The sequence below is a fragment of the Streptomyces sp. 4F14 genome, assembly GCF_048159485.1.
GTDB lineage: Bacteria > Actinomycetota > Actinomycetes > Streptomycetales > Streptomycetaceae > Streptomyces.
This window is the reverse complement of sequence record NZ_JBLRVY010000008.1, coordinates 18,407-43,025: the sequence shown is the minus strand read 5'-3', so window position 1 is coordinate 43,025 and position 24,619 is coordinate 18,407. Positions and strand designations below refer to the sequence as shown.

Sequence of the window (24,619 nt, the reverse complement as noted above, 5' to 3'; positions counted from 1 at the left end):
GGCCGATCAGTACAAGTGGCGTGCTCTGCTCAGGAGTTCAGCTCTCACCCGGGACCGAGGCGAGAAGCCGCCGCGTGTGGGGGTGCTTCGGCGCGTCCAGCAGGCCGGCGGTCGTCCCGCTCTCGACGACCTCCCCGCCCCGCAGCACGACCGCCCGGTCGGTCATCTGCCGTACGACGGACAGGTCGTGGGTGATGAACAGCAGGCTCGTGCCGTACTCGGCCCGTACCCGCCGCAGGAGTTCGAGGATCTGCGCCTGCACCGACACGTCGAGCGCGGCGACCGGCTCGTCGCAGATCAGCAGCTTGGGCCGGACCGCCAACGCCCGTGCGACAGCGACGCGTTGACGCTCACCGCCGGACAGCGCGGCCGGCCGCCGCAGCGCATAGGACGCGGGGAGCCCCACGTGCTCCAGCAACTCCTCGGCCCGCCCGCCGGGTTCGGCGCCGACGGAGATCGCCTCGCGCAGCGCCGTACCGATCGTGAGGCGGGGGTTGAGGGAGGAGTACGGGTCCTGGAAGACGATCTGGACCAGTTGCCGCACCTCGCGCAGGTCGCGGCGGTTGAGTCTGCGGTAGTCGCTGATGTCGGTCCCGGCGAGCCGGATCGTCCCCGAAGTGGGCCGGGTCAGGCCCAGGACGCAGCGGACGAGGGTCGTCTTGCCGGAGCCGGTCTCGCCGACCACGCCGAGGGATTCGCCCTCGCCCACTTCAAGAGAGGCGTCCTTCAAGGCGGTTGAGCCGCGATACGTCTTGGTGAGGGAGTCGACGACGAGGAGCGGGGCGCCGCCGGAGACCGGGGGAGGGGCGCTCGCCTCGGCGGGGGAGATCCGCAACTCGCCCTGGATGTCGGCGAGTCGCACGCACGCCGACGTCCGCCCCGGCGACACCGCGACCGGCGTGGGCCGGGCCGACGTACAGACGTCCCGCCGCCACGCGCAGCGCGCGGCGAAGGCGCAGGTGCCGGTGACCGTGTCGGCGGGCGGGACCTGGCCGGGGAGCGAGGGGAGCCGGTCGACGTAGTGGGAGACCGGGGGTTCGGCCAGCATGAGGCCCAGGCTGTAGGGGTGGCCGGGGGAGCGGGCGAGGTCGCCCGCGGGCGCGTCCTCCAGGACCGACCCGGCGTACATGACGAGCACCCGGTGGCAGACGGAGAACGCGACGCGCAGATCGTGCGTGACGAGCAGCAGCGCCATGCCCCGCTCCGCCTGCAACCGCCGTAGCAGCGCGAGGACTTCGGCCTGCGTCGTGACGTCCAGGGCTGTCGTCGGCTCGTCGGCGACGAGCAGGTCCGGGTCCTGGGCGAGGGCCGCCGCGACGGCGACGCGCTGCCGCATCCCGCCGGACAGCTGGAAGGGGTACCGGCCCGCCACGGCCTCGGGATCCAGGCCGACTTCACGCAGACGCCGCGCAACCTCCGCAGGAGTGCGGGAGGTTGGGGCCAGCGACTCCCGCAGGTGGGCGCCGACCGTCTGGAGGGGGTTGAGCGCGGTGAACGGGTCCTGGAGGACCATCGCCAGCCGCGTACCCCGCAGCGGACGCAGCTCCCGCTCCCGGCGGCCCAGTAACTCCCCGCCGTCGAAGAGGACGTGGCCCTCGGCGCGGAGCCCCGGGTCGAGCACGCCCATGACGGCCCGCGCGGTGAGCGTCTTGCCGCTGCCCGACTCCCCGACCACGCCCAGGGTTTCACCGGCCGGCAGGTCGAAGTCGACGCCGTCGACGAGGAGCCGGCCGTCGCGGGTGCGTACGCGCAGGCCGCGTACCGAGAGCAGAGCGTCGTTCACCGGGCCGTCCCCCGCTCGTACAGCCAGTCCCCGACCAGCGTGACCCCCACCGCCGAGACGATGATCATCACCCCGGGGGCGAGCGACAGATACGGGTTCACGGTGAGCAAGCTCTGTCCCTGGCGCAGGAGTTCACCCCAGTCCGGCGTGCCCGGCGGGACGCCGAGGCCCAGGTACGACAGCCCGGACAGCCCGATCAGCGCGCCCACGAAGTCGAGGAGGAACGTCGTCACGACCGTGGGCAGGATGTTCGGCAGGATGTGCCGGACCATGATCCGCGCGGCGGGCAGCCCGAGGGTGCGCGCGGCCTCGACGTACGGCAGCCGGGCCTGGACCAGGGTCGTGCCCCGGCACAACCGGATCTGCGCCGGCAGCGAGACGAGGGTGACGACCGCGACGGCGAGCCAGTAGCCGTTGCCGACCGTCCCGACGACCACGACGACGAGCAGCATCACCGGAAGGACGTACACCAGCTCGGCGAAACGGTTTGTCAGGGCGTCGGTCCAGCCGCCGAGATACCCGGCCGCGAGCCCGAGCGGGACGCCGATCAGCAGCGCCCCCACCGCCGCGACCAGCGGTCCGACCACGGCCGACCGCGCCCCGGCGAGCACCTGCGACAGGACGTCACGCCCGAGCGCGTCCGTCCCGAGCCAGTGCCCGCCGCCCGGCCCGGCCGCACCCAGCAGCAGGTCCTGGCGGGCCGGGTCGTACGGCGCGAGCGCCCCGCCCGCCACCACCAGCACCGCGACGACGGCGACACAGGCCGTGGCGAGCAGCACCAGCAGCGGGGGGCGTGACCGGCGTACGGATTCCCCGGCGTGCCGCATCCCCGTCGGACCTTCCCGGCCGTCGCGCCGTGCCCGCATCAGACCTCCCCCGCCGCGTGCAGCCGCACCCGTGGATCCAGCGCGAACCCGAGCAGGTCGACCAGGAGGTTCACCACGACGACGATCGCGCCCAGGTGCAGCGCGACCCCCTGCACGACGGGGACGTCCTCGGCGGCCACCGCCGTCAGCAGCAGCGACCCCGTGCCGGGCAGCGAGAACACCTGCTCGACGAAGACGCCCGCGCTCAGCGGCGCCACCAGCAGCAGTCCGGCGCTGGTGACGACCGGGGGAGCGGCGTTGCGCAGCACGTAACGCACCAGTACCCGGCGGGGGTCGATCCCCCGCAGCCGCGCGAACGTCAGATAGTCCTGCCGCATCACCGCCGCCGTCGCGGCCCGGGTCTGCCGTACGACGGTCGAGGCGAGGAGCGTCGCGAGCGCCACGGCGGGCAGGGTGAGGTGGGTGATCCGGTCGGTGAACGCGTTCTCGCCCGCGCCGTACACCGGGAACCAGCCCAGTTCGACGCCGAACACGTAGAGCAGGACGACGGACAGGGCGTACGCGGGGGCGCCGAAGCCGATCGTGGCCAGCAGCGAGATGGCCCGGTCCGTCGTCCGGCCCTGCCGCAGGCCCGCGAGGACGCCCAGCGGGACGCCGATCAGCAGGACCAACAGGAGGCAGTACAGGGCGAGTTCGGCGCTGAGCGCGATCCGGCCGGCAACCATGTCGGTGACCGGGGTGCCCGCCTGGACGGAGATCGACCGGCCGAGGTCCAGGCGTAGGGCGCCGCCCAGCCAGTGCAGGTACTGGAGGACGAACGGCTCGTCGAGGTGATGGCGTGCGCGTAACTCGGCCACCAGCTCCGGGGATGCGGGGCGGGTGCCGAGGAGGGTCTGGAGGGGAGTGCCCGGACTCGCGGCGAGCAGGGCGAAGACCAGGAAGCTGAGGGCCGGCAGAAGCAGCAGCCCGCCACCCAGCCGTCTGAGGACGAAGGCGGCCACGAGGGGGGACTCTACGATTCCCCCAAGATCACTGCAAGATCTTGAATGTTTGAGAACATTGGTTGTATAAGTGCTCGGGTCGTCCTCAAGGTGAGCGCACAACCTCCACAGAACCGAATCGGGACCCCCATGCTGACTCTTCCCGTCACTGAAGGGGCCGAACTGCGCGCCCTCGAACCCTGGCGGGCGCAGGAGTTCTACGAGTTCGTCGTACGCTCCGGCCGCCATCTCACCCCCTGGATGCCCTGGGCGACGGACATCGACGAACCCGCCAAGGCCGCCCGCTGGCTACAGGGCTACGCCGACGACCAGGCCCGCGACGGGCGCCGCGTCTACGGCATCTGGCTCGACCAACTCCTCGTCGGCGGCGCCGGGTTCGGGGCGTTCGACGCGCGCACCGGCACCTGCTCGATCGGCGCCTGGCTCGCGCCCGAGGCGCGCGGGCGAGGTCTCGCCACCGGCACCGCGCGCCTGCTCACCGACTGGGCGATCGAGGTGCGCGGCATGTCCCGCGTCGAGTGGGCCGCCGCCACCGGGAACACCGCCAGCCTCGCCGTCGCCGAGCGGCTCGGGATGACCCGGGAAGGGGTGCTGCGTTCGGCGCTGGAGCTCGACGGGGTGCGGCACGATGTCGAGGTGTGGTCCCGGATCGTCGGTCAGACGTAACCGGGGAACGGCTCCACCCCGGTCAGGACGGCGCCCGCGCCCTCGTACACCGACTCCTGGAGGAAGGCGTGCTGCGGGACGACCGACGCGTCCCGCAGGCACCGTTCGAGGACGCCGCCCGTCGTGATCGCCGACGTCCCGCCCAACTGGTAGGCGGCGCGGGCCACTTCGAACGCCGTCTGCGCGAGGTGCGCCGACGCCAGCCGCACCGCGCTCGCCTGCGCCCGCGACGCCGGGTCGCCCGCCTCGACCGTGGCCCACACCTCGTGCGTCACCTCGTAGAAGTAGGCCCGCGCCGACCGGAGTCGAGCCTCCGCCCGGGCTGTCGCGATACGGTACGTCGCCCGGTCGGCCGGTTTCGGGGAGCCGGTCCACGCGGGCCGTCCGCCGTCCGCCGCGACATGGTCCAGGGCGGTACGGGCCACCCCGAGCCCCACGACTGCCAGCACCTGCGCGGCATAGGGCACCGTCGGATACCGGTACAACGGCTCGTCCACCGTCGCCGGACCGCCTCGGACGAACGTCCACTCCTCCGGTACGACGACCCCGTCCACCACCAGATCGTGACTGCCGGTCCCGCGCAGCCCGATGACGTCCCAGTTCTCGGCGATCTCGACCTGCCCGGGCCGGAGCACGGCGGTGAGGGGCCGCCCGGCACGGGTCTCACCGGCCTTGATGCCCACGCCGAGGACATCCGCGCTCTGGCAACCGCTCGCGAACTTCCACCGCCCGGCGACCCGGTACCCACCCTCGACACGCGCCGCCGGCTGCACGGGGAACAGCCCTCCCGCGAACGCCACGTCCGGCCCGTCCGCGTACAACTCGGCCTGCGTCTCCAGCGGAAGCCCGGCGAGATAGACCGTGGCCGACCCGAAACTGGCGACCCACCCGGCCGACCCGTCCACCTCCGAGATCCGCTCCACGATCCGCAGGAACTCGGCAGGCGCGAGAGCGTCCCCACCGAACCTCCGGGGAACACCCGCCCGGTACACCCCGGCCCGCTTGAACTCCTCGATCACATCCCGCGGAACGTGCCCCTTCGCCTCGAACTCCGCCCGCCGCCGGGCGATCACGGCCAGCACGTGCTCCAACTCCGCCATCCCGCGCTCTCCTTAGGCTGCCTCGGGGCACGGTACCTCCGGCGGACTCACCGCCCTTCGGGCACCACCCCGCCCAGCCGCTCGGTGAGTGCCCGAGCCGCCCCCATCACCTGCCCCGCGAGTTCCGGCAACCGCTCGTGCGTCACCCGGGACGCCGGGCCCGAGACGCTGATCGCCGTGAGCACCGTGCCGGTGTGGCCGAAGACGGGGGCTGCGACGCAGCGGATGTCGAGTTCGTTCTCGACGTCGTCGACGGCGTAGCCGAGTTCGCGGACGGCGGCGAGTTCGGCGTGCAGGAGGGCCGGGGTCGTGAGGGTGGCGGGGGTGCGGGCGGGGAGGCCCGCTGCCAGGACCTCGTCCAGGACGGCGTCCGTCGCGTGGGCCAGGAACGCCTTGCCGGTCGCCGTGCAGTACGCGGGCTGGCGCCCGCCGACGCGGGAGTGCATCCGTACGGCCTGTGGGCTCTCGACCTTGTCGATGTAGACGATCTCCGGCGGGTCGAAGCTCACCAGGTGGACGGCCTCGCGGGCGTCCTGGGCGAGCTGGTGCAGGAGCGGGGCGGCCGTCCGGCGGATGTCGAGGCGCTCCAGGTAGACCTGGCCGAGCAGCGCGTTCTGCGGGCCGAGCCGGTAGTGGCCGCTCTCGGGGTCCTGGTCGACGAGCCGGGTCTCCCGCAGGGGTGCGACGAGCCGCAGCACCGTGCTCTTGCTCATGCCGAGCCCGGTCGCGAGGTCGGTGAGGGAGACGCCCTGGGGGTGGCCGTGGTCCTCGGCGAGGTGCATGAGGATGCCGAGCGCGCGGCGCAGGGACGAGGACGAGTTGCGGGGGGTCTCGGAGGTCACGCGGCGGACCCTACCGTACTGCACTGCAAAACGGAATGTTACATATTGAAATCCGGCATTGACGTCGATCGGGGACGGGGCTAATTTCTCGGCAACGCCCAGCAGTGCAATGTGAAATCTAATTCTGCACTGCAAAACACCCCCTCCCGGAAGGGAGTCTCCGTGAAGAGATCCCGTCACCGTACCCGCCGTATGCTTCCGATTTGTATCGGTGTGACCGCTCTCGCATCCCTCACCGCCTGCACCTCGGTCAGCGCCGCCACCGGCGGCGACCGCTCCTCCACCCTCCAGGAGGTCGTCCGACGCGGCACCCTGAACGTCGCGAGCTGCCTGACCTTCCCCCCGTTCGGCTCGCTCGACAAGGACAACAAGCCCCAGGGCTACGACGTCGACGTGGCCGGCGCGATGGCGAAGGCCCTCGGCGTCAAGGTCCACATCGTCGACACCACCTCCGCCAACCGCATCCCCAACCTCCAGACCGGCAAGGTCGACGCCGTCGTCTGCAACTTCACGACCACCCCGGAACGCGCCAAGCAGGTCTCCTTCAGCGACCCCTACATCGTCGCGGGCGAAGTCCTCCTGGTGAAGAAGTCCAGCGGCATCGCCACCCTGGGGGACCTCACCGGCAAGACGGTCGCCGTCACCAAGGGCTCCACCAACGGCGACGCCGTCAAGGCCGCCAACCCCAAGGCGAAGATCCAGGAGTACGACAGCTCCTCGGCAGCCGTCCTCGCCGTCGAACAGGGCCAGGCCGACGCCATGGTCGAGGACTCCAACTTCCTCAACTACCAGGCCAAGAAAGACACTTCGCTCACCGTCACCAAGGACTCCGTCGTCCCCCTCGAATACAACGGCATCGGCCTCCCCCTCGGCGACGCCACCTGGACCCAGTGGGTCGACACCTGGCTGAGGGAGTTCAACACCTCCGGCGAGGCCGGCGCCCTCTACAAGAAGTGGTTCGGCGTCGAGCGGGTCTTCCCGCTCAACCCGGCCTACTGACAAGGGGGTTCACATGTTCGTCGACTGGAGCTACGCGCTGCGCGACTGGTCCACCTACCTCGACGCCGCCTGGCTGTCCCTGAAACTCTCCCTGGAGGCGTTCGCGCTGGCCTTCGCCCTCGGCCTGCTCGGCGCCCTCGCCCGCCGCTCCCGCCGGCTCGCCCTGCGCGCCCCCGCCGCCGTGTACGTCGAGGTCATCCGCAACACCCCCGTACTGCTCCAGATGTTCGTCGCCTACTTCGTCCTGCCCTCGGCGGGCCTGCACCTGACTCCCGTACAGGCAGGCGTACTCGCCCTCGGCGTCAACGTCGGCGCCTACCTCACCGAGATCTTCCGCGCCGGCATCGACGCCGTACCGGACGGCCAGCGCGAAGCCGCGAAAGTCCTCGCCATCGGACCTCTACGCACCTTCGCGCACGTCGTCCTCCCGCAGGCCCTGCGCAACGTCTACCCGGCCGTCGTCAACCAGCTCGTCCAGATCATCCTGGGCTCCTCACTGCTCTCGGCGATCTCCGTGCCCGAGCTGACCGGAACGGCGATGGTCGTCAACTCCCGCACCCTGCTGACCGTCCAGGTCTTCGGCATCGCGGCCGTCCTCTACCTGGTGCTGACCAACGCGGTCGCGCTGGCCGCCAATCTGGTGGGCCGCCTCCTGTTCCGGCCTGTCCCGCAGCGTCGTCCCGTACGCCGCCTGCTGCTGAAGGGGGCGTGACATGGACTTCTCGCTCCTGTGGTCCAACCGCGAGCTGTACCTCGACGGCCTGCGCTCCACCGTCCTGCTCTCCCTCGCCGCGATCGGCACCAGCACCCTCCTCGGACTGCTCGTCGCCGCCGTACGCACCAGCCGGATCCCTGTCCTCGCGCAGCTCGGGCGGGTGTACCTGGAGGTGTTCCGGGGTACGCCGCTGCTCATCCAGATGCTGTTCCTGTACTTCGGCATCGCCTACATCGCGCCCATGGGGCTCACCGTCTTCGGCGCCGCCCTCGTCGCCCTCACCCTCTACCAGGGCGCCTACATCGCGGAGATCTTCCGCGCCGGCATCGAGGCCGTGCCGCGCGGGCAGTGGGAGGCCGCGCGGGTGCTCGGGCTGAGCCGGGCGGGGACGTTCGGCAGCGTCGTCCTGCCGCAGACCCGCACCATCGTGCTGCCGCCGCTCGTCGGCCAGTACCTGTCCCTCATCAAGGACACCTCGATCGCCGTCGTCATCGGCTACGTCGAACTCCTGCGCCAGGGACAGGCCGTCGTCGACCGCGTCGGCGACCCCACCACCTCCTACCTCGCCGTCGCCGCCCTCTACTTCGCCGTCTGCTACCCGCTGTCGCTGCTCGTGCGGCGCATGGAACGAAAGGCGCTCCCCGTATGACCACCGCACGAATCTCCCTGTCCGGGGTGCGCAAGCGCTTCGGTGACCTGGACGTCCTCAAAGGCGTCGACATCGACGTCGAACCCGGCGAGGTCGTCGTCCTCATCGGCGCCAGCGGCTCCGGCAAGTCCACGCTGCTGCGCATCATGTGCGACCTGGAGCGCGCGGACGACGGCGAGGTCTGGGTCAACGGCGTGCCCCTGCACGACCGCAAGCGCGCCCCCGAGATCTTCGGGCACGTCGGGATGGTCTTCCAGCAGTTCAACCTGTTCCCCCACAAGACCGCCCTCGGCAACGTCACCCTCGCCCTCCTCAAGGTGCGCGGCCTCGGCAAGGCCGACGCCGAGGAACGCGGCCGCGCCGCCCTCGCCCGCGTCGGCCTCGCCGACAAGGCCGGCAGCTACCCCGCCCAGCTCTCCGGCGGCCAGCAGCAGCGCGTCGCCATCGCCCGCGCCCTCGCCATGGACCCGAGCGTCATGTTCTTCGACGAACCGACCTCCGCGCTCGACCCCGAGCTGGTCGGGGAGGTCACCGGCGTCATGCGGTCCCTCGCCGAGGACGGCATGACCATGGTCGTCGTCACCCACGAGATGCGGTTCGCGAAGGACACCGCCGACCGGGTCGTCTTCATGGACGGCGGTGTCGTCCTCGAACAGGGGCCGCCGCAGGAGGTGTTCGCGAACCCGGCACAGCCGCGCACCCAGCAGTTCCTGCACCGCGTACTGGACACGTGAAGGACCACCCCGTGCACCACCTCCCCCCTGACGTCGTGTGCGTCGGCGAGACGATGGCCGTCCTCAGCCCGCCGACCCCGACCCCCCTCGACCGTCAGACCCACCTCGCCCTCACCGTCGGCGGCGCCGAGTCCAACGTCGCCCGCACCCTGGCCGCGCTCGGACACCGCGCCGCCTGGGTGGGCCGCGTCGGCGCCGACCCCCTCGGCCGGCGCGTCCTGGACGACCTCGCGGCCCACGGCGTCGACATCTCGTCCGCCGAGACCGACCCCCACCGGCCGACCGGCGTCTACTTCAAGGACCCCGGCGAGGAGGGGACGGGCACGTACTACTACCGCCGGGATTCGGCGGCCACGGCGATGGGCCCGGCCCTGACGGCCCTGCCTCTCCTCCGGGAAGCACGCGTTCTCCACCTCACGGGGATCACGGCAGCGCTCTCGGACACGTGCGCGGACCTGGTCGAGGCCGTCATCCTGCACAGAAAGGTCCCCGGCCCCCTCATCTCCTTCGACGTCAACCACCGCCCCGCGCTGTGGCACGCCGACGCGGCCCCCGTACTCCTGAGGCTCGCCCGTGCCGCCGACATCGTCTTCGTGGGCCGTGACGAGGCGGAAACCCTCTGGAACACCTGTACGGCCGAAGAGATCCGGGAACTGATCCCAGGCCCGACCTTGGTGGTGAAGGACGCGAGTCATGGAGCGACGGTGTACGAGGCCCAGAACCCGACCGCCTTCGTCCCCGCCCCCGCCGCCCGCGTCGTCGAACGCGTCGGCGCCGGAGACGCCTTCGCCGCCGGATACCTCGCCGCCCGCCTCGAATCCCGCACCCCCGCCGACGCCCTGCGCCTCGGTCACCTCGTCGCCGCCGCGACCCTCGCGACCCGCGCCGACGTCCCCCCGCCCCTCACCCGCACCACCCTCGACGACCACCTCGCCCTCGACGACGCGGCCTGGTCCGCGCTGACCCTCTAGGAGTACGGCCATGAGCCGCCACGAAGCGATCCGCACCGACGGCGCCCCCGCCCCCGCCTGGGCCTTCTCCCAGGGCGTCCGCAGGGGCCCGATCCTCCAGGTCTCCGGCCAGGGCCCCCAGGACCCCGCCACCGGCGCCTACCTCCACGAGGGCGACGTCCGGGCCCAGACCCGCCGCACCCTGGACAACGTCCGCGCGATCCTCGAAGCGGGCGGCGCGAGCGTCGCCGACGTCGTCATGTTCCGCGTCTACCTCACCACCCGCGCCGACTTCGCCGCGATGAACGAGGTGTACGCCGAGTTCATCGCCGAACACGTCCCCGAGGACGCGCCCAAGCCGTGCCGGACGACCGTGTTCGTCGAACTGCCGCACGAGGTCATGCTCGTGGAGATCGACGCGCAGGCGGTCGTGGAGTGATCCTCGACTGGCGTTTCAAGGCCGTACCCGACCACGCCTGGGGGAGTACGGCCGAGGAGTTCCTCGCGACCCGGCCCACCCTGGACGACCTCGGCACCCCGCTCCTCACCCTCGACGCGTCCGCCCTCGACCACAACCTGCGCACCATGGCCGACTGGTGCGCGGCGGCCGACGTCGACCTCGCACCGCACGGCAAGACCACCATGGCCCCCGCCCTCTGGCGGCGCCAACTCGACGCCGGGGCACGGGGGATCACCCTCGCGACCCTCGCCCAGGTACGGGTCGCCCGCGCCTTCGGCGTCCAGCGGATCCACCTCGCGAACGCCCTCCTCGACCCGGCCGGCCTGCGCTGGACCGGCGCCGAACTCGACCGCGACGCCGGGTTCTCCTTCACCTGCTGGGCCGACTCCGTCCGCACCGTCGACCTGATGCGGGCGGCGTACACCGGGGAGCGCCCGCTCGACGTGTGCGTCGAACTCGGCGCCGAGGGCGGCAGGACCGGGGCGCGCGGCGTGGACACGGCCCTCGCCGTCGCCCGCGCGATCTGCGCCGCGCCCCGGCTGCGGCTCGTCGGGGCCGGCGGATACGAGGGCGCCCTCAAGTCCACCGCCGCGATCGAGAGGTACCTGCGGGACATGGTCGTCCTGCATGAACGGCTGCGCACGGACGGCCTGCTGGAGGTGCCGGACCCGATCGTCACGGCGGGCGGCAGCGCCCACTTCGCCACCGTCGTCCGCGAGTTGGCGCCCGTCCGCGCCGACGGCACCCGGATCCTGCTGCGCTCCGGCGCGTACCTGATCCACGACGACGGCTACTACCGCACCGTCTCCCCGCTGCCCCTGCGCAGCGCGATGCACGGCTGGGCCCGGGTGATCTCCCGTCCCGAGCCGTCCCTCGCCCTCCTCGACGGCGGCAAGCGCGACTTCCCGTACGACGAGGGCCTGCCCGAGCCTCAACTCGTCCGGGGCGGCGGGGTGTTGACCGGCGCCCGGGTCACCGCCCTCAACGACCAGCACACGTTCCTGCGCGACGCGGACGTCCAGGTCGGCGACGTCGTCCGGCTCGGGCTCTCCCACCCCTGCACGGCGCTCGACAAGTGGAACCTCGTCCCGGTGCTGGACGACGCGCACGCCCCTCAACCTCAAGTCGTCGATGTCGTAAGGACGTTCTTCTGATGCCGCCCTTCCTCGAGACCCTCGCCGAGGACCGGGTCATCGCGGTGATCCGCGCCCCCGAGATCCCCGACGCCGCCGCGCTCACCGGCGCGCTGCTCGAAGGGGGCGTCCCCTGGGTCGAGTTCACCTATACGACGCCCGGCCTGACCGCCCACCTCCGCGACGCCGCCTCCGTCCCCGGCTGCCATGTCGGCGCGGGCACGGTCCTGACGGCGGCCCAGGCGGAGGCGGCGATCGAGGCGGGCGCCGGCTACCTGGTGACGCCGGGCTGCCGGGAAGAGGTGGCGGAGGTGGCCGTCGCCGCCCAAATCCCCCTGGTGATGGGCGCGTTGACCCCGACAGAGGTCGCCCGGGCCCTCGACCTGGGCGCCACCGCCGTCAAGATCTTCCCGGCCCACTCCCTGGGACCCCGCTACTTCAAGGACCTCAACGGCCCTTACCCGGGCGCCCCCTTGGTCGCCTCCGGTGGGGTGAACCCCGCCAACGCCGCCCAGTTCCTCACCTCCGGCGCCCTCGCCGTCTGCGCGGGCTCCGACGTGGTCCCGGCGGGCACGGTCGCTGCCGGCGACCGGGCCGGGATCACACGCCGGGCGGCCGCTTTCGTGGCGGCACTCGATTCCCTTTCGCCACTCACGTGACGGGGAATTCCGGATTCCTTCAAGCCGTACGGAAATTCGCAAAGCGAACATGCATCCATGCCCCCTTTCGGCGCGTCTTAGAAGCGAAACCCGCTGATCCTGGAGGAATCCGATGCGCCGACGACTCGTCATTTCCGTGCTCACGGCAGCGCTGTGCGGCACGACCCTGGCCGGTACGGCCTCGTCCGCGGCCGCCGCCCCGAAAGCCGTCGACTGCCGGAAAGTGAAGTGCGTGGCGCTCACGTTCGACGACGGGCCGGTCGCGGACACCAAGCGGTTGCTGAAGACGTTGAGCGACCGGAATGTGAGAGCGACGTTCTATCTGGTGGGCCAGAACGTCCAGCGCAACCCGTCCGTGGCGAAGGCGATAGCGCAGGGCGGCCACCAGATAGGCAACCACAGCTGGGACCACGCGGACCTGACGAAACTGAGCGCCGCGAAGATCAACTCGCAGTTCTCGCGGACGGACACCGCGATCAAGCAGGCGACCGGCCTGCGGCCCAGCACGGTCCGGGCGCCCTACGGGGCGAACAACGCGGCCGTACGCAAAGCCGCCGCCCGTCCGCTCGTCCACTGGAGCATCGACACCCTGGACTGGAAGTACCGCGACACCGCCCGCCTGATCAAGACCGTCACGACGCAGTCCCGGCCGGGTGACATCGTCCTCATGCACGACATCCACAAGACGACGGTCAGCGCGCTCCCCGGCATCATCACCGGCCTCAAGTCCCGCGGCTTCACCATCGTCACGGTGGACCAGCTGTTCGCCCCGGCGAAGCTCCCGGCCGGGAAGGTCACCTACGACAACCGCAAGGCGTACAAGCCCTGATCACCACGGCGAGTCAGGCACCGCCGCCCGCTCGGACAGCAACGCGACCACGGCGTCTCCCCGTTCGGTCCGGCTGATCCACACGTTGCGGCCCTGCCGGTGGCGTTCGAGGAGCCCGGCGGCGCTGAGCTGGGAGCAGTGGTGGGTGGCGTTGGCGGGGCTGGTGTCGAGGAGGGCGGCGAGCCGGCCCATGGTGAGGGGCTGCGCGGCGGCCCGCAGGACACTCGCGCGCAGCTGTCCGACCACGAGGGAGAGGGGATCGTCGGCGGGGGCGGGCGGCGGGGTCTGCCACAGGCGGCCCACCCCCGGCACGGGATAGCCGATCCACACCAGGTCGGGCCGGTCCAGCGCGAACATCGACGCGCCCGGCCCGGACACGATGGGGACGAGCACCAGCCGGCGCCCGGCGAGCGCGTACGTCTCGGCCTGCGGATCGGGCAGCCGCAGACTCTCGCCGACCAGCCGGAACCGCGCGCTCAGATCGTGCAGGACCGCCTCCGAACAGTCCTGGAGCACGGCGGCGCCGACCCGCTCCGTCTCCCGGCGCACATAGCTCTCCGCGCCCCGCCAGACCGGGTCGAACTCCCGCCACACCCGCCGCAGGACGTCCGTGTAGCCCTCGATCCACTGCCGGGGACGGTCCACCACGGGCCGCCACTGCGGCGGCACCACACTCCCGAACTCCGCCTCCAGCTCGTCGAGGAGCGTGTCCGGCGACAGGTCCGCCAACTGCGCGAACTGGGTTGCCGCGTCACCGTCCGGCATGCACGCGGTCGGCGTCACACAGTCCGGGATGATCGAGTACCCGGGCGCGAACAGCGGGCGCAGCACCGCCGCCCCGGCCGGATCCACCGCCCCGCGCACCATCGCCCGCCACCTCGGCGGCACGCCATGGCCACGCGCCCCGAACACGTCGGCCACCAGCGACAGCAGCGTCGCGCCCTGATGCGCCGAGAGGGAGATCCGGACCTCGTCCAGCGGGCCTAGACACAACTCGGTGTGACTGTGCATCGAACCGTTCCCTCGACTCCGCGCCCACGACGCGTCGCCCGCCCTCACCGGACGGGCCGCTCTCGTCGAGGAGCCTAGGAACCCGGCGTCACCCGAGGGCACCAGGACGTGCACGACGACTCCCCACTTCACGCACAACGCCCCACTACAGTGGCCGTGCGGGCGGGGGATCGGAGTGCACCGGCATGACGGACAACCAGGACCGGACGGAGTCGTTCGAGGCGGCTGCCTCGTCCCTGTTCGCCCCGATACGCGTCACGGACCCCGCCCCGGCCTTCCACGCGACGTTCGAGCACGCCGCCATCGGCCCCGCCGCCGTCGCCCGCATCAGGGCCACCGCCGCGACCGTCGTCCGCGACGACCGCACCATCACCTCCGCCGACCGCGAGTGGATGCACCTCACGCTGCTGCACGGCGGCCGGCTCGGCGTGGGCCAGGACGACCGCGCCACCGCCCTCACCCCGGGCGAACTCTTCCTCTGCGACAACACCCGCCCCTACCGCCTCATCGGCGACGGCCCCACCGACATGACCGTCCTGTGCGTCCCCCGCGCGAGCCTCGGCCGGCACGTCGACGCCATCGGCCGCCGCACCGCCCTCGCCGTCTCCGCCCGCACCGGCATCGGCGCCCTCCTCGGCCACGCCCTGTCCGCCGACACCGGCACCCTGCCCGAGCGGGCCGAGTCCCGCGCCCACCTCGCCGACGCCCTCACCGCCCTCCTGCTCGCCGAGTTCGCCGGCACCGCTCCCGAACGCGCCCCCGTCGCCACCGACCTCGTCGACCGCATCCGCGTCTACGCCCTCGCCCACCTCGCCGACCCCCGCCTCACCGCCGAGCGCGTCGCCCGCCGCCACCACCTCTCCGTCCGCTACCTCCACTCCCTCTTCCAGGGCGCCGACCTCACCTTCACCGCCTGGATCCGCCACGAACGCCTCCTGCGCATCCGCCGCGACCTCCTCGACCCCGCCCTCACCGACCGCTCCACCGCGACGATCGCCGCCCGCTGGGGCGTCCTCGACACGAAGCACCTCGGCCGGTCCCTGAAACGCGAGTTCGGCGAGACGGTCGCGGACCTGAGACGGGCACGGACGACGCCCTCGGTGGAACCACGTAACCGCCTACGTAACCCGTGACCGGAGGGCCCGGCACCCGCGCCCGCTCGGCTAGCCTCGCCGCATGTCTCTCACGATCGACCAGTTGACCGGGTACCTGGACGAGGGCCTCGACGCCGACCTGGCACGCTGGTTCCCCGACACGAAGTACGCCTCGGTCCCCGAGGAGACCCGGCCGGTCGAGCCGTTCCTCGCCCGTCTGCCGGCCGCCGCGGCGAGCGCGCTCGCCGCCTTCGACCGCCGGGTCCGCGCGGGCCGGATGCCGGACTTCCTCGACATCCACGACTGGTCGTACGCCTTCGACTTCGCCGAGAACGACTGCCAGATCCTCGACACCGACTACGAGACCGAGCTCACCGACGACGACGTCTGGTCCGTCGGCGCCGACGGCGGCGGCAACTACTACGTCGTCCTCACGAACGGCAAGGTCGCCGTCTGGTTCCACGAGGAGGAGGCCATCGAGGAGGGCACCCAGTTCGACAACCTCGACGTCTACGTGTGGTCGCTCGTCCGGTACCACGCCATACGCCGGGGAGTCATCGAACTCGCGGACGTCGAGGCCGACTTCCGCAGCCTCGGCCAGCCGGGCGCCCTCGCCGAGACCGTCGGCCTCCTCGCGACCCTGTCCTCCTAGCGGGGCTCACGTCTGCGAGGCCCGCACCGCCGCGCGGTGGGAGTCCGCGAGGGGGCAGGTGTCGACGTGCCGGAGCAGGTGCCCGGTCAGCTCGGCGAGCTGGGTCACCTGCTCCGGTGACAGGGCGTTGAAGACCAGCGCCCGGACCGTGTCCACATGGCCCGGCGCGGCCTCCTCGACGGCGGTGCGGCCGGCGGCGGTGAGCCGGAAGGTGACCCCGCGCCGGTCCGTCGCGCAGTCCTCCCGCTCGACCAGCCCCCGGCGCTGCATGCGCGTGAGCTGATGCGAGACCCGGCTCTGCTCCCAGTTCAGCGACGCCCCGAGGTCCCGGGCCCGCAGTCCGCCCGCGTCGTGCAGCCGCCCCAGTACCTCGTAGTCCGCGACGGAGATGCCGTGCGCGTCCTGGAGCTGGCGCCCGAGATCGGTCTGGAGCCGGGAGCTGAGCTGCATCAGTCCGTGCCAGGCGGCGAGTTCCTCGGTGGTCAGCCATTGCGTCATGGGGTCAGCTTAGCGGAATGCATGACGCGTCATGTATGTTTCATGACGTGTCATACAGTCGGCTGTCCTGCCAGGAGCCCCCCATGAACCGGACCCTAGACCGCGTCACCGACAAGCGGCACCTCGGCCCCGACGCCCAGGTCGACGACAAGGCGCTGATCTTCGTCCCCACCGACCCCGCGCTCACCGACCCCTTCCTCGCCCTCGTGGAGGACCGGTTCTCCGCGCCCGGCTTCGAGTGGCACCCCCACCGGGGCCTGGAGACCGTCACCACCGTCGTCGACGGCGTCCTCGAACACGGCGACAACCTCGGCCACGCGGGCGCCCTCGAACCCGGCGAGGTCCAGTGGATGACCGCCGGGCACGGCATCATCCACCGCGAACTCGCCTACCGGAACGAGCACGCGCACGTCCTCCAGATGTGGCTGAACCTCCCCGCCGCGAAGAAACTCACCCCCTCCCGCTACCAGGACCTCACCCGGCAGACGATGCCCCGCGTCCAGGCACCGGGCGTCCGCATCGACGTCCACGCCGGCACCGTCGACGGCGTCACCGGCGCCGCCCGCACCCACCACCCGGTCCAGGGCCTCGTCGCCACCCTCGACCCCGAGACCTCCTACACCCTCCAAGTACCCGCCGAACACCGCCTGTTCGCCCACGTCATGAACGGCCGCCTCCTCGTCGCCGGCCGCGAACTCCACGCCGGCCGCACCGGCTGGTCCGACCCCGTCGCGAGCCCCGGACCCACCACCCTCCACCTCCGGGCCACCGACCCCGACCACCCCGCCCGCGTCATGGTCTACAGCGGCACGCCCCTGCGTGAACCCGTCGCCCTCGGCGGCCCGTTCGTCATGAACACCGAGCAGGAGATCACGAAGGCGTTCACGGACTTCCACGGCGGCGCCTTCGGCGAGGTCCCCCGAACCGCCCGGCTCGCCTACGACCGGTGACGGCACGGTCGGTACGCTGATCGCCCTGGACCGGACCGCAGGACAGACAGGACGCCCGCATGACCCTCCGCTGCGCCGTACTCGACGACTACCAGGGCGTCGCCCTCACGTCCGCCGACTGGAGCGCCCTCGACGGCCGGGTCGAGGTGCGCACCCTCCGCGAGAACGTCACCGACCGGGACCGGCTCGCGAGCGAACTCGCCGACTGCGAGATCGTCGTCGCCATGCGCGAACGCACCCCCTTCGACGCCGACCTCCTCGGCCGCCTCCCCGAACTGCGGCTCCTGGTCACGACGGGCATGCGCAACGCGTCCATCGACCTCACCGCGGCGGCAGCGCAGGGCGTCACCGTCTGCGGTACGGCCAGCAGCGCCACCCCGCCCGCCGAACTCACCTGGGCGCTGCTCCTGGGCCTCGCCCGGCACCTCACCGTCGAGTCCCGGGCCCTGCGCGACAACGGCCCCTGGCAGTCGACCGTCGGCCAGGACCTCGCCGGCCGCACCCTGGGCCTCCTCGGCCTCGGCCGCCTCGGCAGCCAGGTCGCCCGCGTCGCCACGGCGTTCGGCATGGACGTCCTCGCCTGGAGCCAGAACCTCACCGCGCAGCGCGCCGCCGACGCCGGGGCACAACTCGCCTCCTCCAAGGAGGACCTCCTCACCCGCAGCGACTTCGTCTCGATCCACCTCGTCCTGTCCGACCGCACCCGCGGCCTCCTCGGCGCACCGGAACTGCGCGCGATGCGCCCCCACGCGTACCTGGTCAACACCTCCCGCGCCGCCATCGTCGACCGGGACGCCCTGGTCCACGCCCTGCGGGAGGGCTGGATCGCCGGAGCCGGCCTCGACGTCTTCGAGACGGAACCCCTCCCCGCCGACGACCCCCTGCGCACCCTCCCGAACGTCCTCGCCACCCCCCACCTCGGGTACGTCACCGAGCGCAACTACCGGACGTTCTACGGGGAGGCGGTCGAGGACATCACGGCGTTCCTGACGGGGGAGCCGGTACGGGTCCTCACCAAGACCTGACCCCCGGGAGAGGGCAAGCAGCCCGCCGTTCGGCGCAGCACGACCCCCGCCGGACACCCCGCCCCGGGTTTGCTGGGCCCATGAGGACCTATGGGATGTGGCGTGTGGCGACCGCGGTGACCGTGCTGGCCGGGGCGCTCCTGCCCGGAACGGCGGCCGGAGCGGACGAGACCCCGTGCACCGCCGGGACAGGCCCCTACCAGCGCCAGCTGGAACGGCACCTGAGACTCCCCGAGGACGGCCGCCAGTCACCCGCCGACTGCCGGGCCATCAGCGCCTTCCAGGCCCGCAGCGACCTCTTCCCGGCGAACGGCTACGCGAGCTACCCGACGTACCGGATGATGCTCGTCGCCCGCGCCGCCGCGAACCCGAACGCCGGCCGCCGCTGCCCCGTCAACTCCCACCTCGTGGCCTGCGTGGACCTGGCCCGCCAGCTCATGTGGGTGCAGAAGGGCAAGCGGATCCTCTACCGCCCCGTACCGATCCGCTCGGGCCGCGACGGCTACGAGACCCGCACCGGCAGCCACCGCGTCCACCTCCGCCACAAGGACCACTACTCGTCCCTCTACAACCGCTCCCCGATGCCCTACTCCCAGTTCTTCGACGGCGGCCAGGCGTTCCACGGCTCCTACGGCGACCTCTTCAAGGGCGGCTCCCACGGCTGCGTCAACCTGCGCGTGGGCGACGCGCGGCGGCTGTGGGGCGTCCTGAGGAAGGGCGACCGGGTGGTCGTCTGGGGGACCCGGCCGGGTGTCGTACGGGAGGTGGGGCCGGGGGCGTGAGGGTTCGGGCCCGGCGCGCGTACGCGAGGTGGGTACCGGGCGCGTGAGCCTCAGCCGGCCCGGCGGACCACCAGGACATGGTCGACGACCTCGGCCGTCTGCCCGCCGGGCCCGGTCGCGATCCGGCGGGGCGCGTCCGCCCGCTCGACCGTCCACGTCGCCGGATCCAGACCGATCCCGGCCGCGACCTCCTGCGGGCTCGCGTAGTGCTGGTCCGGATCCTGGTTCCACGACCACGGCGCCGCCGACCCGTGATCGACGACCACCAGCCGCCCCCCGACCCGCAGCGCCCGCGCCGCCGTCCGCAGCGCGCCCGCCCGGTCGAACGCGTACGGCGTCTGGAGGAACTGCGCGCTGACGAGGTCGAACTCCCCGCCGGGGAAGGAGACACCGAGGTCGTGGCGTACGGCGCTGACGCGCTCGGCGAGCCCGCGCGCGTGCGCGAGGTCCGTGAGCCGTCCGACCGCGACCTCCGAGATGTCGACGGACGTGACCCGCCAGCCCTGCCCGGCGAGCCACAGCGCGTCGCCGCCGTCACCGCAGCCGAGGTCGAGGGCGTCACCCGGCTCAAGTCCCGTGACGATCTCCGTGAGGCGGGCGTTCGGGCGGGGGTCGTCGGCAGGCGGACGGCCCGCGTAGACGGTGTCCCAGAAGGTGACCGCGTCGGTGGTGGTGTCCATGGGGAACTCCTCGTGTCGGTGGGAGGGGCGGTGGGAGCCCAGTCTCACCAGGCACCCCGCGACCTGGCACGGAAACTTGCGGGAACGGCAAAACCGGCCCCGTCGAGGTGACGGAGCCGGTTCTCACTCAGCGGAGCGAAGTGACGTGACGTGCCTTACGCGGACGCGCCCCGCGCCCGCCGCCGCAGCGCGAACACCGTCGCCACCGCGCCCGCCGCGACCACCCCGCCACCGAGGGCGATCGGCAGCGCGGAGGACGTCGTGGACGTCTCGGCGGCCACGTTCTGCGCCTTGAGGTCCGCGATGTACTGGGGCGAGGCCGCCGTGTGCGGGTAGCGGCCCGGGATCGGCTTCACGGACTTCACCGAGCCGTCCGTGTTCAGCAGCACCTGCTTGCCGTTGGGGTGCCGGAAGTCGAACATCCCCGCCAGGCTGCCCGCACGCTTGTCGAAGGAGCCGTCCCCGATCCGCCCGGTGTGCCAGTTGTCCTCGATGAACCGGGTGATCGACGCCTGCTCGGTCGCGGTGTGGTCGACCGAGTTCACCTTGCTGTACGGGGAGACGACCAGCAGCGGCTGGCGGGTGCCGGGGCCGCAGCGGTCGGCGTAGCCGTGCGTGGCCGCCGGGCCCGACTGGCAGGCAGGGGAGTCGACGGCCTTGCCGTTCGAGCCGAGTGTCGAGTCCTTCGAGCCGTTGAGGACCTTCGAGGTGACGTGGTCGTACCAGCCGTCCGAGTCGTCGTACGCGACGACGACCGCCGTCGACTTCCACTCCGGGGACTGCTGGAGGGCGTTGATCTCCTTGACCAGGAAGTGCTGCTCGTCGACCGGGTCGGAGTAGGCGGCGTGGCCGTCCTGGTACTCGGCGGCCTTGAGGAAGCTCACCGCGGGGAGGTTGCCGGCCTTGACGGTCGCGTCGAAGTCGGTGAGGTCGTAGTTGTGGTTCGCGCGCCCGTTGTGCCCGATCTCGGCGATGTTCTTCGGCGCGAGGTGGTGCGGGTTGGACGTCGACCTGTAGTACTGGAACGGCGAGTGGTGCGGGGAGTAGTCCTCGACGGCCGCGCCGCCGACGTTCGTGTGCGTGGCGCCCGCGCACTTCGCGTGGTCACCGGCCTTGCCGTCCCACGCGGTGCTCGGCCGGAACCCGCCCTGGAACCAACCCCAGCTCACACCCTGGGAGTTGAGCAGGTCGCCGATGTTCTTGCCCTGCATCTGCGCGAGCGCGTCGGTGCTGCTGCGGTCCTTGTCGGAGCAGTCGTCGAACGCCGGGTCGGGGTCGTTGATGACCGTGCCGACCCCCTTCGCGTTCGGCGAGACGACCGTGTACGCGTCGGGCTTCGCCGTCCGCTTGCCGGTCTTCGGGTCGATGGAGACGACACCGTGGGTCTGGCCGGAGACCAGGTTCAGCGCGCCGGGCGTGGAGGGACCGTAGACCGAGCTGAAGGAGTGGTCGCCGAGCGCGTAGTGCTGGGCGTAGTTCCACAGCGCGGTGACGGTGTTGCCGTCGTAGTAGTCCATGACCAGGCCGGGTTCACCGAAGAGGCCGGTGCACTTGTCGACCTCGGTGTTCTCGACGTACTTGTCGGCCCTGCCGCCGTTCGCTGCGTACTGCTCGGGGCCGTAGGAGTGGTTCTGGTCGCAGGTCATGGCCTGCGCGGAGGAGAGCCGCTTCGGCGCGTACAGGTTCGGGTTCTTCTTCAGCAGGCCCGCGTTCGACAGGTTGTCGGCCTTCGGGGTGCGCGGGGCGGCCTTGAAGGCCGTGCCGTCGGTGTTCGCGGCCTGCGGGTAGGTGCCGAAGTAGTGGTCGAACGACACGTTCTCGTCGTAGATCACCACCAGGTGCTTGATCGGCGTGGCCGTGTGCGGGGCGCCGTGGCCGTGGCCGTGCGCGGTGGCCGCCGACGCGGAGGCCGCGCCGCCCACCGCCGTCAGGGCGGCCGCGCCGAGCAGGGCGCTCAGACGTGCCAGGCGCCGCGCACCGGAGGAGGTTGCTGTGCCGATCATGCGGGTGTCGCCTTCCGGGAGAACAGGGGTGTACCGAGTACGGATCCTGGGCAACCGGGGCGGCGGCGCGGGGGAGAGGCGATGACGGGCGGACGAACGGACGGTCAGGACATTCTCATGCGAACTTGAACTTTTCTTGACACCGCCGGTTCAGGGTGGTTCGCCTCAGGTGAGAAGAGTTCGCCCCAGCCAGTCCGCCCCGTCCCGCACCCCCGGCAGCGCGAAGAAGTACCCGCCCCCGAACGGGCTGACGTAGTCCACCAGCGGCTCCCCGGCCAGCCGCTTCTGCACCGCCTCGAACTGCCGCGCCAGATCCTGCTGGTAGCACGTGAACAGCAGCCCCATGTCGAGGTTCCCGTTGCTGTCCGTGCCCCGGTCGTAGTTGTAGCCCCGCCGCAGGATCCGCTGCCCGTCCGTCGCAGCTGTCCGGGGGTTCGCGAGCCGTATGTGACTGTCCAGCGGGATCACCGAACCCTTGGGATCCTGCGGGTAGTTGGGTACGTCCGTCTCGCGCCGCCCGTCCAGCGGGGCGCCCGTGTCGCGGGCCCGGCCGAACATCCGCTCCTGCTCGGTGATCGACACCCGGTCCCAGAACTCGACGAGCATCCGGATCAGCCGGACGACCTGATAGCTCCCGCCGACCGCCCACGCCGGTTCCCCGTCGCCCGCGCCGACCCACACCAGCCGGTCCATCTCCCGCGCGCTGCCGGTGTCCGGGTTGGCGATGCCGTCCTTGAAACCCAGGTGGTTGCGGGGCGTCCCCGAGGGCCGGGGCGGGCTGATGAACCCGTCCATCCGCCACCGCACCTGCATCCCGCCGCGCGTGTGCCGGGCGACGTCCCGCAGGGCGTGCAGGACGGTGTCCGTGCTGTCGGCCGTGAACTGGACGCTGAGGTCGCCGTGGCACCAGTCCGCGTTCAGGTCGTCGTCGGGGAAGGCGGGCATCGCGGTCAGCCGGCGCGGCTTGCGGGCGGCGAGCCCGTACCGCTCGTCGAACAGCGACGCGCCCACGCCCACGGTGACCGTCAGGCCGTCCGCCGCGACGACGGGACCGAGGGTCCCCGAGTCGACCGGCGGCGCGGTGATCCCCGCCTCGTCCGGGCTGCCGCCCGCCGTCAGGAACCGGGCCCGGTCGGTCAACGTCCGCAGCAGGTCGGTGAGTTCGGCGCGGTTCCCGGCGGTCGCGTCGAACGACACGAACGCCGTCGCCTTCTGCGCCGGCTCGACGATCCCCGCCTGGTGCACGCCGTGGAAGGGCGCGGCCAGCGCTGTGCCCCGATCGGCGGCCACCAAACCCGTCCCGGCGATGGCCGCCGCCCCGGCCAGGAACCCCCGGCGTCCGACTTCGCCGCTCACGCTGTCCTCCGTACGTCCGTCAGGGCGGCCACGTCCGCCAGCCGCTCGACCAGCCCGCCGAGATCCGCGTCGACCTTCTCCCGCTGCGCGCGCGTCAGCTGGTCCAGCGGTTTCGTGCCGACGCCGTCCAGCGTGTGCTGGGCGCGGTCCATCCAGGCGTCCAGCTCCGCGAGCCCGGCGTCCCGCTTCACGAGCAGGGGCCGCAGGAAGCCGAGCAGCGCCCGCGTCCCGTCGAGGTTCGCGCGCACCGTCGCCAGATTGGTCCGGCTCCCGGCATCGGTCCGCCCCGTCAGCTCGAACTGCACGGCGTTCTCCAGGATCTCGTGCGCCCGCAGCCCCACGTCCGCCGGATCCATCCGCTCACCCGGCCAGTCCCGCCGGAGCGCGTGCACGGCGTCGGCGAGCGCGTCCGCCGGTCCGCGCAAGGTGCTCGCGGACTCGCCGTGCCACAGCCCCCGCTCGACGCGGTGGAAGCCCTCGGTCCGCCCGTTGATCGCCTCGTCCGCGTCGCCGAACGTGCCGTAGGCGGCGCCCATCCGCTCGTACACGAGATGCGCGGGAAGCCACGCGGCCCGCGCGGCGGCGAGGTCGCCCCGGTCGACGGCCGCCTTGAGCACGTCCGTCTTCTGCGCGAGTTCGGCCGTCCGCGCCCCGATCCACTTCTGGTACGCCAGCGTCGGCGGGATCAGCTCCTGCTGCGTCACCGGCAGCGCGGCGGGCCCGCTCTTCACCCGGCTCCCCGTGATCCGTACGGTCGGGCCGGTCACCGCGTCCGCGTCGTCCGGCAGGCACCTGAAGGCGTACGTCCCGTCGCCGAGCGTCACGCGCAGCGGGCGCCGGGTGCCCGGGCCGAGGCCCTCGACCTCGCCGTACACCGCGCCGGTACGGGCGTCCGTCAGGTACACCTCGGCGGCGACGCCGGAGGTGTTGTCCAGGTCGAAGACCTGCCGCCCGCCCTCGGGCCGGTCCCAGCCGCGCCCGCAGTCGCCGGAGGCGACCCGGACGGTGGTGTGCCGCAGGCCGTCGGCGCTCCCCGGCTGCCGGGCATGGGCTCCGCAGCCCGCGACGGCGACGAGCGCACCGCCCACGAGCAGGGTCTTTCTGAGCACGCCGGGACTCCAGAGGTTGTTCGGACGAGGCGGCGCGGACGATCGTAAGCAGCCCGCCGGAGCCGATCCGGCCCTCTGACCTGCTCCTGACCGAACCCTGGGACAGAATTCG

Annotated in this window: 26 protein-coding genes; 15 read left to right on the top strand and 11 right to left on the bottom strand. The window is 72.1% G+C overall.

Annotated elements, in window-relative coordinates; genetic code table 11:
- Positions 1–37 precede the first annotated feature (37 nt).
- Genes ACLZOT_RS15560 through ACLZOT_RS15550 form a run of 3 tightly spaced genes read right to left on the bottom strand, consistent with a single transcriptional unit; the run spans position 38 to position 3,611 of the window.
- Positions 38–1,783 carry a dipeptide ABC transporter ATP-binding protein gene (locus ACLZOT_RS15560; protein WP_416969479.1) on the bottom strand — a complete coding sequence of 582 codons (1,746 nt, stop codon included), beginning with the start codon at positions 1,781–1,783 and terminating at the stop codon, positions 38–40.
- On the bottom strand, positions 1,780–2,649 hold the full coding sequence (locus tag ACLZOT_RS15555; RefSeq protein ID WP_416969478.1) for an ABC transporter permease: 870 nt from the start codon (positions 2,647–2,649) through the stop codon (positions 1,780–1,782). The genes ACLZOT_RS15560 and ACLZOT_RS15555 overlap by 4 nt, the downstream gene beginning before the upstream one ends.
- Complete coding sequence (locus ACLZOT_RS15550) at positions 2,649–3,611, bottom strand: ABC transporter permease (RefSeq protein ID WP_416969477.1); 963 nt, start codon at positions 3,609–3,611, stop codon at positions 2,649–2,651. The genes ACLZOT_RS15555 and ACLZOT_RS15550 overlap by 1 nt, the downstream gene beginning before the upstream one ends.
- A gap of 129 nt (positions 3,612–3,740) precedes the next feature.
- Between ACLZOT_RS15550 and ACLZOT_RS15545 the strand changes: the two genes are divergently transcribed.
- Positions 3,741–4,277 carry a GNAT family N-acetyltransferase gene (locus tag ACLZOT_RS15545; protein WP_416969476.1) on the top strand — a complete coding sequence of 179 codons (537 nt, stop codon included), beginning with the start codon at positions 3,741–3,743 and terminating at the stop codon, positions 4,275–4,277.
- Here ACLZOT_RS15545 and ACLZOT_RS15540 read toward each other — a convergent pair.
- Positions 4,268–5,377, bottom strand: coding sequence for an acyl-CoA dehydrogenase family protein (locus tag ACLZOT_RS15540; protein ID WP_416969475.1), 1,110 nt, complete (start codon positions 5,375–5,377; stop codon positions 4,268–4,270). The genes ACLZOT_RS15545 and ACLZOT_RS15540 overlap by 10 nt on opposite strands.
- Positions 5,378–5,424: 47 nt before the next feature.
- Positions 5,425–6,219 carry an IclR family transcriptional regulator gene (locus ACLZOT_RS15535; RefSeq protein WP_416969474.1) on the bottom strand — a complete coding sequence of 265 codons (795 nt, stop codon included), beginning with the start codon at positions 6,217–6,219 and terminating at the stop codon, positions 5,425–5,427.
- Positions 6,220–6,432: 213 nt separating this feature from the next.
- Here ACLZOT_RS15535 and ACLZOT_RS15530 point away from each other — a divergent pair, with 213 nt between their 5' ends.
- From ACLZOT_RS15530 to ACLZOT_RS15490, 9 genes are all read left to right on the top strand, one after another.
- On the top strand, positions 6,433–7,218 hold the full coding sequence (locus ACLZOT_RS15530) for a transporter substrate-binding domain-containing protein (RefSeq protein ID WP_416969473.1): 786 nt from the start codon (positions 6,433–6,435) through the stop codon (positions 7,216–7,218).
- 13 nt (positions 7,219–7,231) lie between these two features.
- Positions 7,232–7,930, top strand: a complete 699-nt coding sequence (locus ACLZOT_RS15525; RefSeq protein WP_416969472.1) for an amino acid ABC transporter permease — start codon at positions 7,232–7,234, stop codon at positions 7,928–7,930.
- 1 nt (position 7,931) lies between these two features.
- On the top strand, positions 7,932–8,582 hold the full coding sequence (locus ACLZOT_RS15520; protein ID WP_416969471.1) for an amino acid ABC transporter permease: 651 nt from the start codon (positions 7,932–7,934) through the stop codon (positions 8,580–8,582).
- The gene (locus ACLZOT_RS15515) at positions 8,579–9,316 is read left to right on the top strand and encodes an amino acid ABC transporter ATP-binding protein (RefSeq protein WP_416969470.1); all 738 of its coding nucleotides are present in this window, start codon (positions 8,579–8,581) and stop codon (positions 9,314–9,316) included. The genes ACLZOT_RS15520 and ACLZOT_RS15515 overlap by 4 nt, the downstream gene beginning before the upstream one ends.
- A gap of 11 nt (positions 9,317–9,327) precedes the next feature.
- A complete protein-coding gene (locus ACLZOT_RS15510) occupies positions 9,328–10,287 on the top strand; it encodes a sugar kinase (RefSeq protein ID WP_416969469.1) in 960 nt (319 codons plus the stop codon).
- A 10-nt stretch (positions 10,288–10,297) separates the two neighbouring features.
- Entirely contained in the window at positions 10,298–10,705 is a 408-nt protein-coding gene (locus ACLZOT_RS15505; protein WP_416969468.1) for a RidA family protein, read from the top strand.
- Positions 10,702–11,880 (top strand): alanine racemase, encoded by a 1,179-nt coding sequence (locus ACLZOT_RS15500; protein WP_416969467.1) that lies wholly within the window; start codon positions 10,702–10,704, stop codon positions 11,878–11,880. The genes ACLZOT_RS15505 and ACLZOT_RS15500 overlap by 4 nt, the downstream gene beginning before the upstream one ends.
- Positions 11,880–12,518, top strand: a complete 639-nt coding sequence (locus ACLZOT_RS15495; protein WP_416969466.1) for a bifunctional 4-hydroxy-2-oxoglutarate aldolase/2-dehydro-3-deoxy-phosphogluconate aldolase — start codon at positions 11,880–11,882, stop codon at positions 12,516–12,518. Before ACLZOT_RS15500 ends, ACLZOT_RS15495 begins: the two co-directional genes overlap by 1 nt.
- 112 nt (positions 12,519–12,630) lie before the next feature.
- The gene (locus ACLZOT_RS15490) at positions 12,631–13,347 is read left to right on the top strand and encodes a polysaccharide deacetylase family protein (protein ID WP_416969465.1); all 717 of its coding nucleotides are present in this window, start codon (positions 12,631–12,633) and stop codon (positions 13,345–13,347) included.
- Here the strand turns inward: ACLZOT_RS15490 and ACLZOT_RS15485 are convergent, their stop codons facing one another.
- Positions 13,348–14,358, bottom strand: coding sequence for an ArsR/SmtB family transcription factor (locus ACLZOT_RS15485; protein WP_416969464.1), 1,011 nt, complete (start codon positions 14,356–14,358; stop codon positions 13,348–13,350).
- A 185-nt stretch (positions 14,359–14,543) separates the two neighbouring features.
- On the opposite strand from ACLZOT_RS15485, the gene ACLZOT_RS15480 reads away from it, so the two are divergent.
- Together ACLZOT_RS15480 and ACLZOT_RS15475 are read left to right on the top strand one after the other, a co-directional pair.
- Positions 14,544–15,491: a helix-turn-helix domain-containing protein gene (locus ACLZOT_RS15480; protein WP_416969463.1), complete on the top strand. Its 948-nt coding sequence runs from the start codon at positions 14,544–14,546 to the stop codon at positions 15,489–15,491.
- 43 nt (positions 15,492–15,534) lie between these two features.
- On the top strand, positions 15,535–16,104 hold the full coding sequence (locus ACLZOT_RS15475) for a hypothetical protein (protein WP_416969462.1): 570 nt from the start codon (positions 15,535–15,537) through the stop codon (positions 16,102–16,104).
- A gap of 6 nt (positions 16,105–16,110) precedes the next feature.
- Here the strand turns inward: ACLZOT_RS15475 and ACLZOT_RS15470 are convergent, their stop codons facing one another.
- Positions 16,111–16,602, bottom strand: a complete 492-nt coding sequence (locus ACLZOT_RS15470) for a MarR family winged helix-turn-helix transcriptional regulator (RefSeq protein WP_416969461.1) — start codon at positions 16,600–16,602, stop codon at positions 16,111–16,113.
- Between the two features lie 83 nt (positions 16,603–16,685).
- Here ACLZOT_RS15470 and ACLZOT_RS15465 point away from each other — a divergent pair, with 83 nt between their 5' ends.
- The 3 genes from ACLZOT_RS15465 (at position 16,686) to ACLZOT_RS15455 (ending at position 19,359) form a co-directional block, all read left to right on the top strand.
- Positions 16,686–17,552 carry a pirin family protein gene (locus ACLZOT_RS15465; protein WP_416969460.1) on the top strand — a complete coding sequence of 289 codons (867 nt, stop codon included), beginning with the start codon at positions 16,686–16,688 and terminating at the stop codon, positions 17,550–17,552.
- Positions 17,553–17,611: 59 nt separating this feature from the next.
- Positions 17,612–18,577, top strand: coding sequence for a D-2-hydroxyacid dehydrogenase family protein (locus ACLZOT_RS15460; protein ID WP_416969459.1), 966 nt, complete (start codon positions 17,612–17,614; stop codon positions 18,575–18,577).
- An 80-nt stretch (positions 18,578–18,657) separates the two neighbouring features.
- Entirely contained in the window at positions 18,658–19,359 is a 702-nt protein-coding gene (locus ACLZOT_RS15455; protein WP_416969458.1) for a L,D-transpeptidase, read from the top strand.
- Positions 19,360–19,409: 50 nt separating this feature from the next.
- On the opposite strand, the gene ACLZOT_RS15450 is transcribed toward ACLZOT_RS15455, so the two are convergent.
- The 4 genes from ACLZOT_RS15450 to ACLZOT_RS15435 all read right to left on the bottom strand — a co-directional run bounded on the left by ACLZOT_RS15450 (position 19,410) and on the right by ACLZOT_RS15435 (position 24,507).
- Positions 19,410–20,039, bottom strand: a complete 630-nt coding sequence (locus tag ACLZOT_RS15450; protein WP_416969457.1) for a class I SAM-dependent methyltransferase — start codon at positions 20,037–20,039, stop codon at positions 19,410–19,412.
- Positions 20,040–20,194: 155 nt separating this feature from the next.
- Positions 20,195–22,042, bottom strand: a complete 1,848-nt coding sequence (locus ACLZOT_RS15445) for a phospholipase C (protein WP_416969456.1) — start codon at positions 22,040–22,042, stop codon at positions 20,195–20,197.
- A 165-nt stretch (positions 22,043–22,207) separates the two neighbouring features.
- On the bottom strand, positions 22,208–23,398 hold the full coding sequence (gene efeB, locus ACLZOT_RS15440; RefSeq protein WP_416969455.1) for an iron uptake transporter deferrochelatase/peroxidase subunit: 1,191 nt from the start codon (positions 23,396–23,398) through the stop codon (positions 22,208–22,210).
- The gene (locus ACLZOT_RS15435; protein ID WP_416969454.1) at positions 23,395–24,507 is read right to left on the bottom strand and encodes an imelysin family protein; all 1,113 of its coding nucleotides are present in this window, start codon (positions 24,505–24,507) and stop codon (positions 23,395–23,397) included. The genes efeB and ACLZOT_RS15435 overlap by 4 nt, the downstream gene beginning before the upstream one ends.
- Positions 24,508–24,619 lie beyond the last annotated feature (112 nt).

What these genes read in the sequence shown, in the direction of transcription:
- ACLZOT_RS15555 (WP_416969478.1), bottom strand. Translation starts at nt 2,649, where the DNA reads ATGCGGGCACGGCGCGACGGCCGGGAAGGTCCGACGGGGATGCGGCAC.
- ACLZOT_RS15545 (WP_416969476.1), top strand. Translation starts at nt 3,741, where the DNA reads ATGCTGACTCTTCCCGTCACTGAAGGGGCCGAACTGCGCGCCCTCGAA.
- ACLZOT_RS15540 (WP_416969475.1), bottom strand. Translation starts at nt 5,377, where the DNA reads ATGGCGGAGTTGGAGCACGTGCTGGCCGTGATCGCCCGGCGGCGGGCG.
- ACLZOT_RS15525 (WP_416969472.1), top strand. Translation starts at nt 7,232, where the DNA reads ATGTTCGTCGACTGGAGCTACGCGCTGCGCGACTGGTCCACCTACCTC.
- ACLZOT_RS15520 (WP_416969471.1), top strand. Translation starts at nt 7,932, where the DNA reads ATGGACTTCTCGCTCCTGTGGTCCAACCGCGAGCTGTACCTCGACGGC.
- ACLZOT_RS15515 (WP_416969470.1), top strand. Translation starts at nt 8,579, where the DNA reads ATGACCACCGCACGAATCTCCCTGTCCGGGGTGCGCAAGCGCTTCGGT.
- ACLZOT_RS15505 (WP_416969468.1), top strand. Translation starts at nt 10,298, where the DNA reads ATGAGCCGCCACGAAGCGATCCGCACCGACGGCGCCCCCGCCCCCGCC.
- ACLZOT_RS15495 (WP_416969466.1), top strand. Translation starts at nt 11,880, where the DNA reads ATGCCGCCCTTCCTCGAGACCCTCGCCGAGGACCGGGTCATCGCGGTG.
- ACLZOT_RS15490 (WP_416969465.1), top strand. Translation starts at nt 12,631, where the DNA reads ATGCGCCGACGACTCGTCATTTCCGTGCTCACGGCAGCGCTGTGCGGC.
- ACLZOT_RS15485 (WP_416969464.1), bottom strand. Translation starts at nt 14,358, where the DNA reads ATGCACAGTCACACCGAGTTGTGTCTAGGCCCGCTGGACGAGGTCCGG.
- ACLZOT_RS15480 (WP_416969463.1), top strand. Translation starts at nt 14,544, where the DNA reads ATGACGGACAACCAGGACCGGACGGAGTCGTTCGAGGCGGCTGCCTCG.
- ACLZOT_RS15475 (WP_416969462.1), top strand. Translation starts at nt 15,535, where the DNA reads ATGTCTCTCACGATCGACCAGTTGACCGGGTACCTGGACGAGGGCCTC.
- ACLZOT_RS15470 (WP_416969461.1), bottom strand. Translation starts at nt 16,602, where the DNA reads ATGACGCAATGGCTGACCACCGAGGAACTCGCCGCCTGGCACGGACTG.
- ACLZOT_RS15465 (WP_416969460.1), top strand. Translation starts at nt 16,686, where the DNA reads ATGAACCGGACCCTAGACCGCGTCACCGACAAGCGGCACCTCGGCCCC.
- ACLZOT_RS15460 (WP_416969459.1), top strand. Translation starts at nt 17,612, where the DNA reads ATGACCCTCCGCTGCGCCGTACTCGACGACTACCAGGGCGTCGCCCTC.
- ACLZOT_RS15455 (WP_416969458.1), top strand. Translation starts at nt 18,658, where the DNA reads ATGAGGACCTATGGGATGTGGCGTGTGGCGACCGCGGTGACCGTGCTG.
- ACLZOT_RS15450 (WP_416969457.1), bottom strand. Translation starts at nt 20,039, where the DNA reads ATGGACACCACCACCGACGCGGTCACCTTCTGGGACACCGTCTACGCG.
- ACLZOT_RS15445 (WP_416969456.1), bottom strand. Translation starts at nt 22,042, where the DNA reads ATGATCGGCACAGCAACCTCCTCCGGTGCGCGGCGCCTGGCACGTCTG.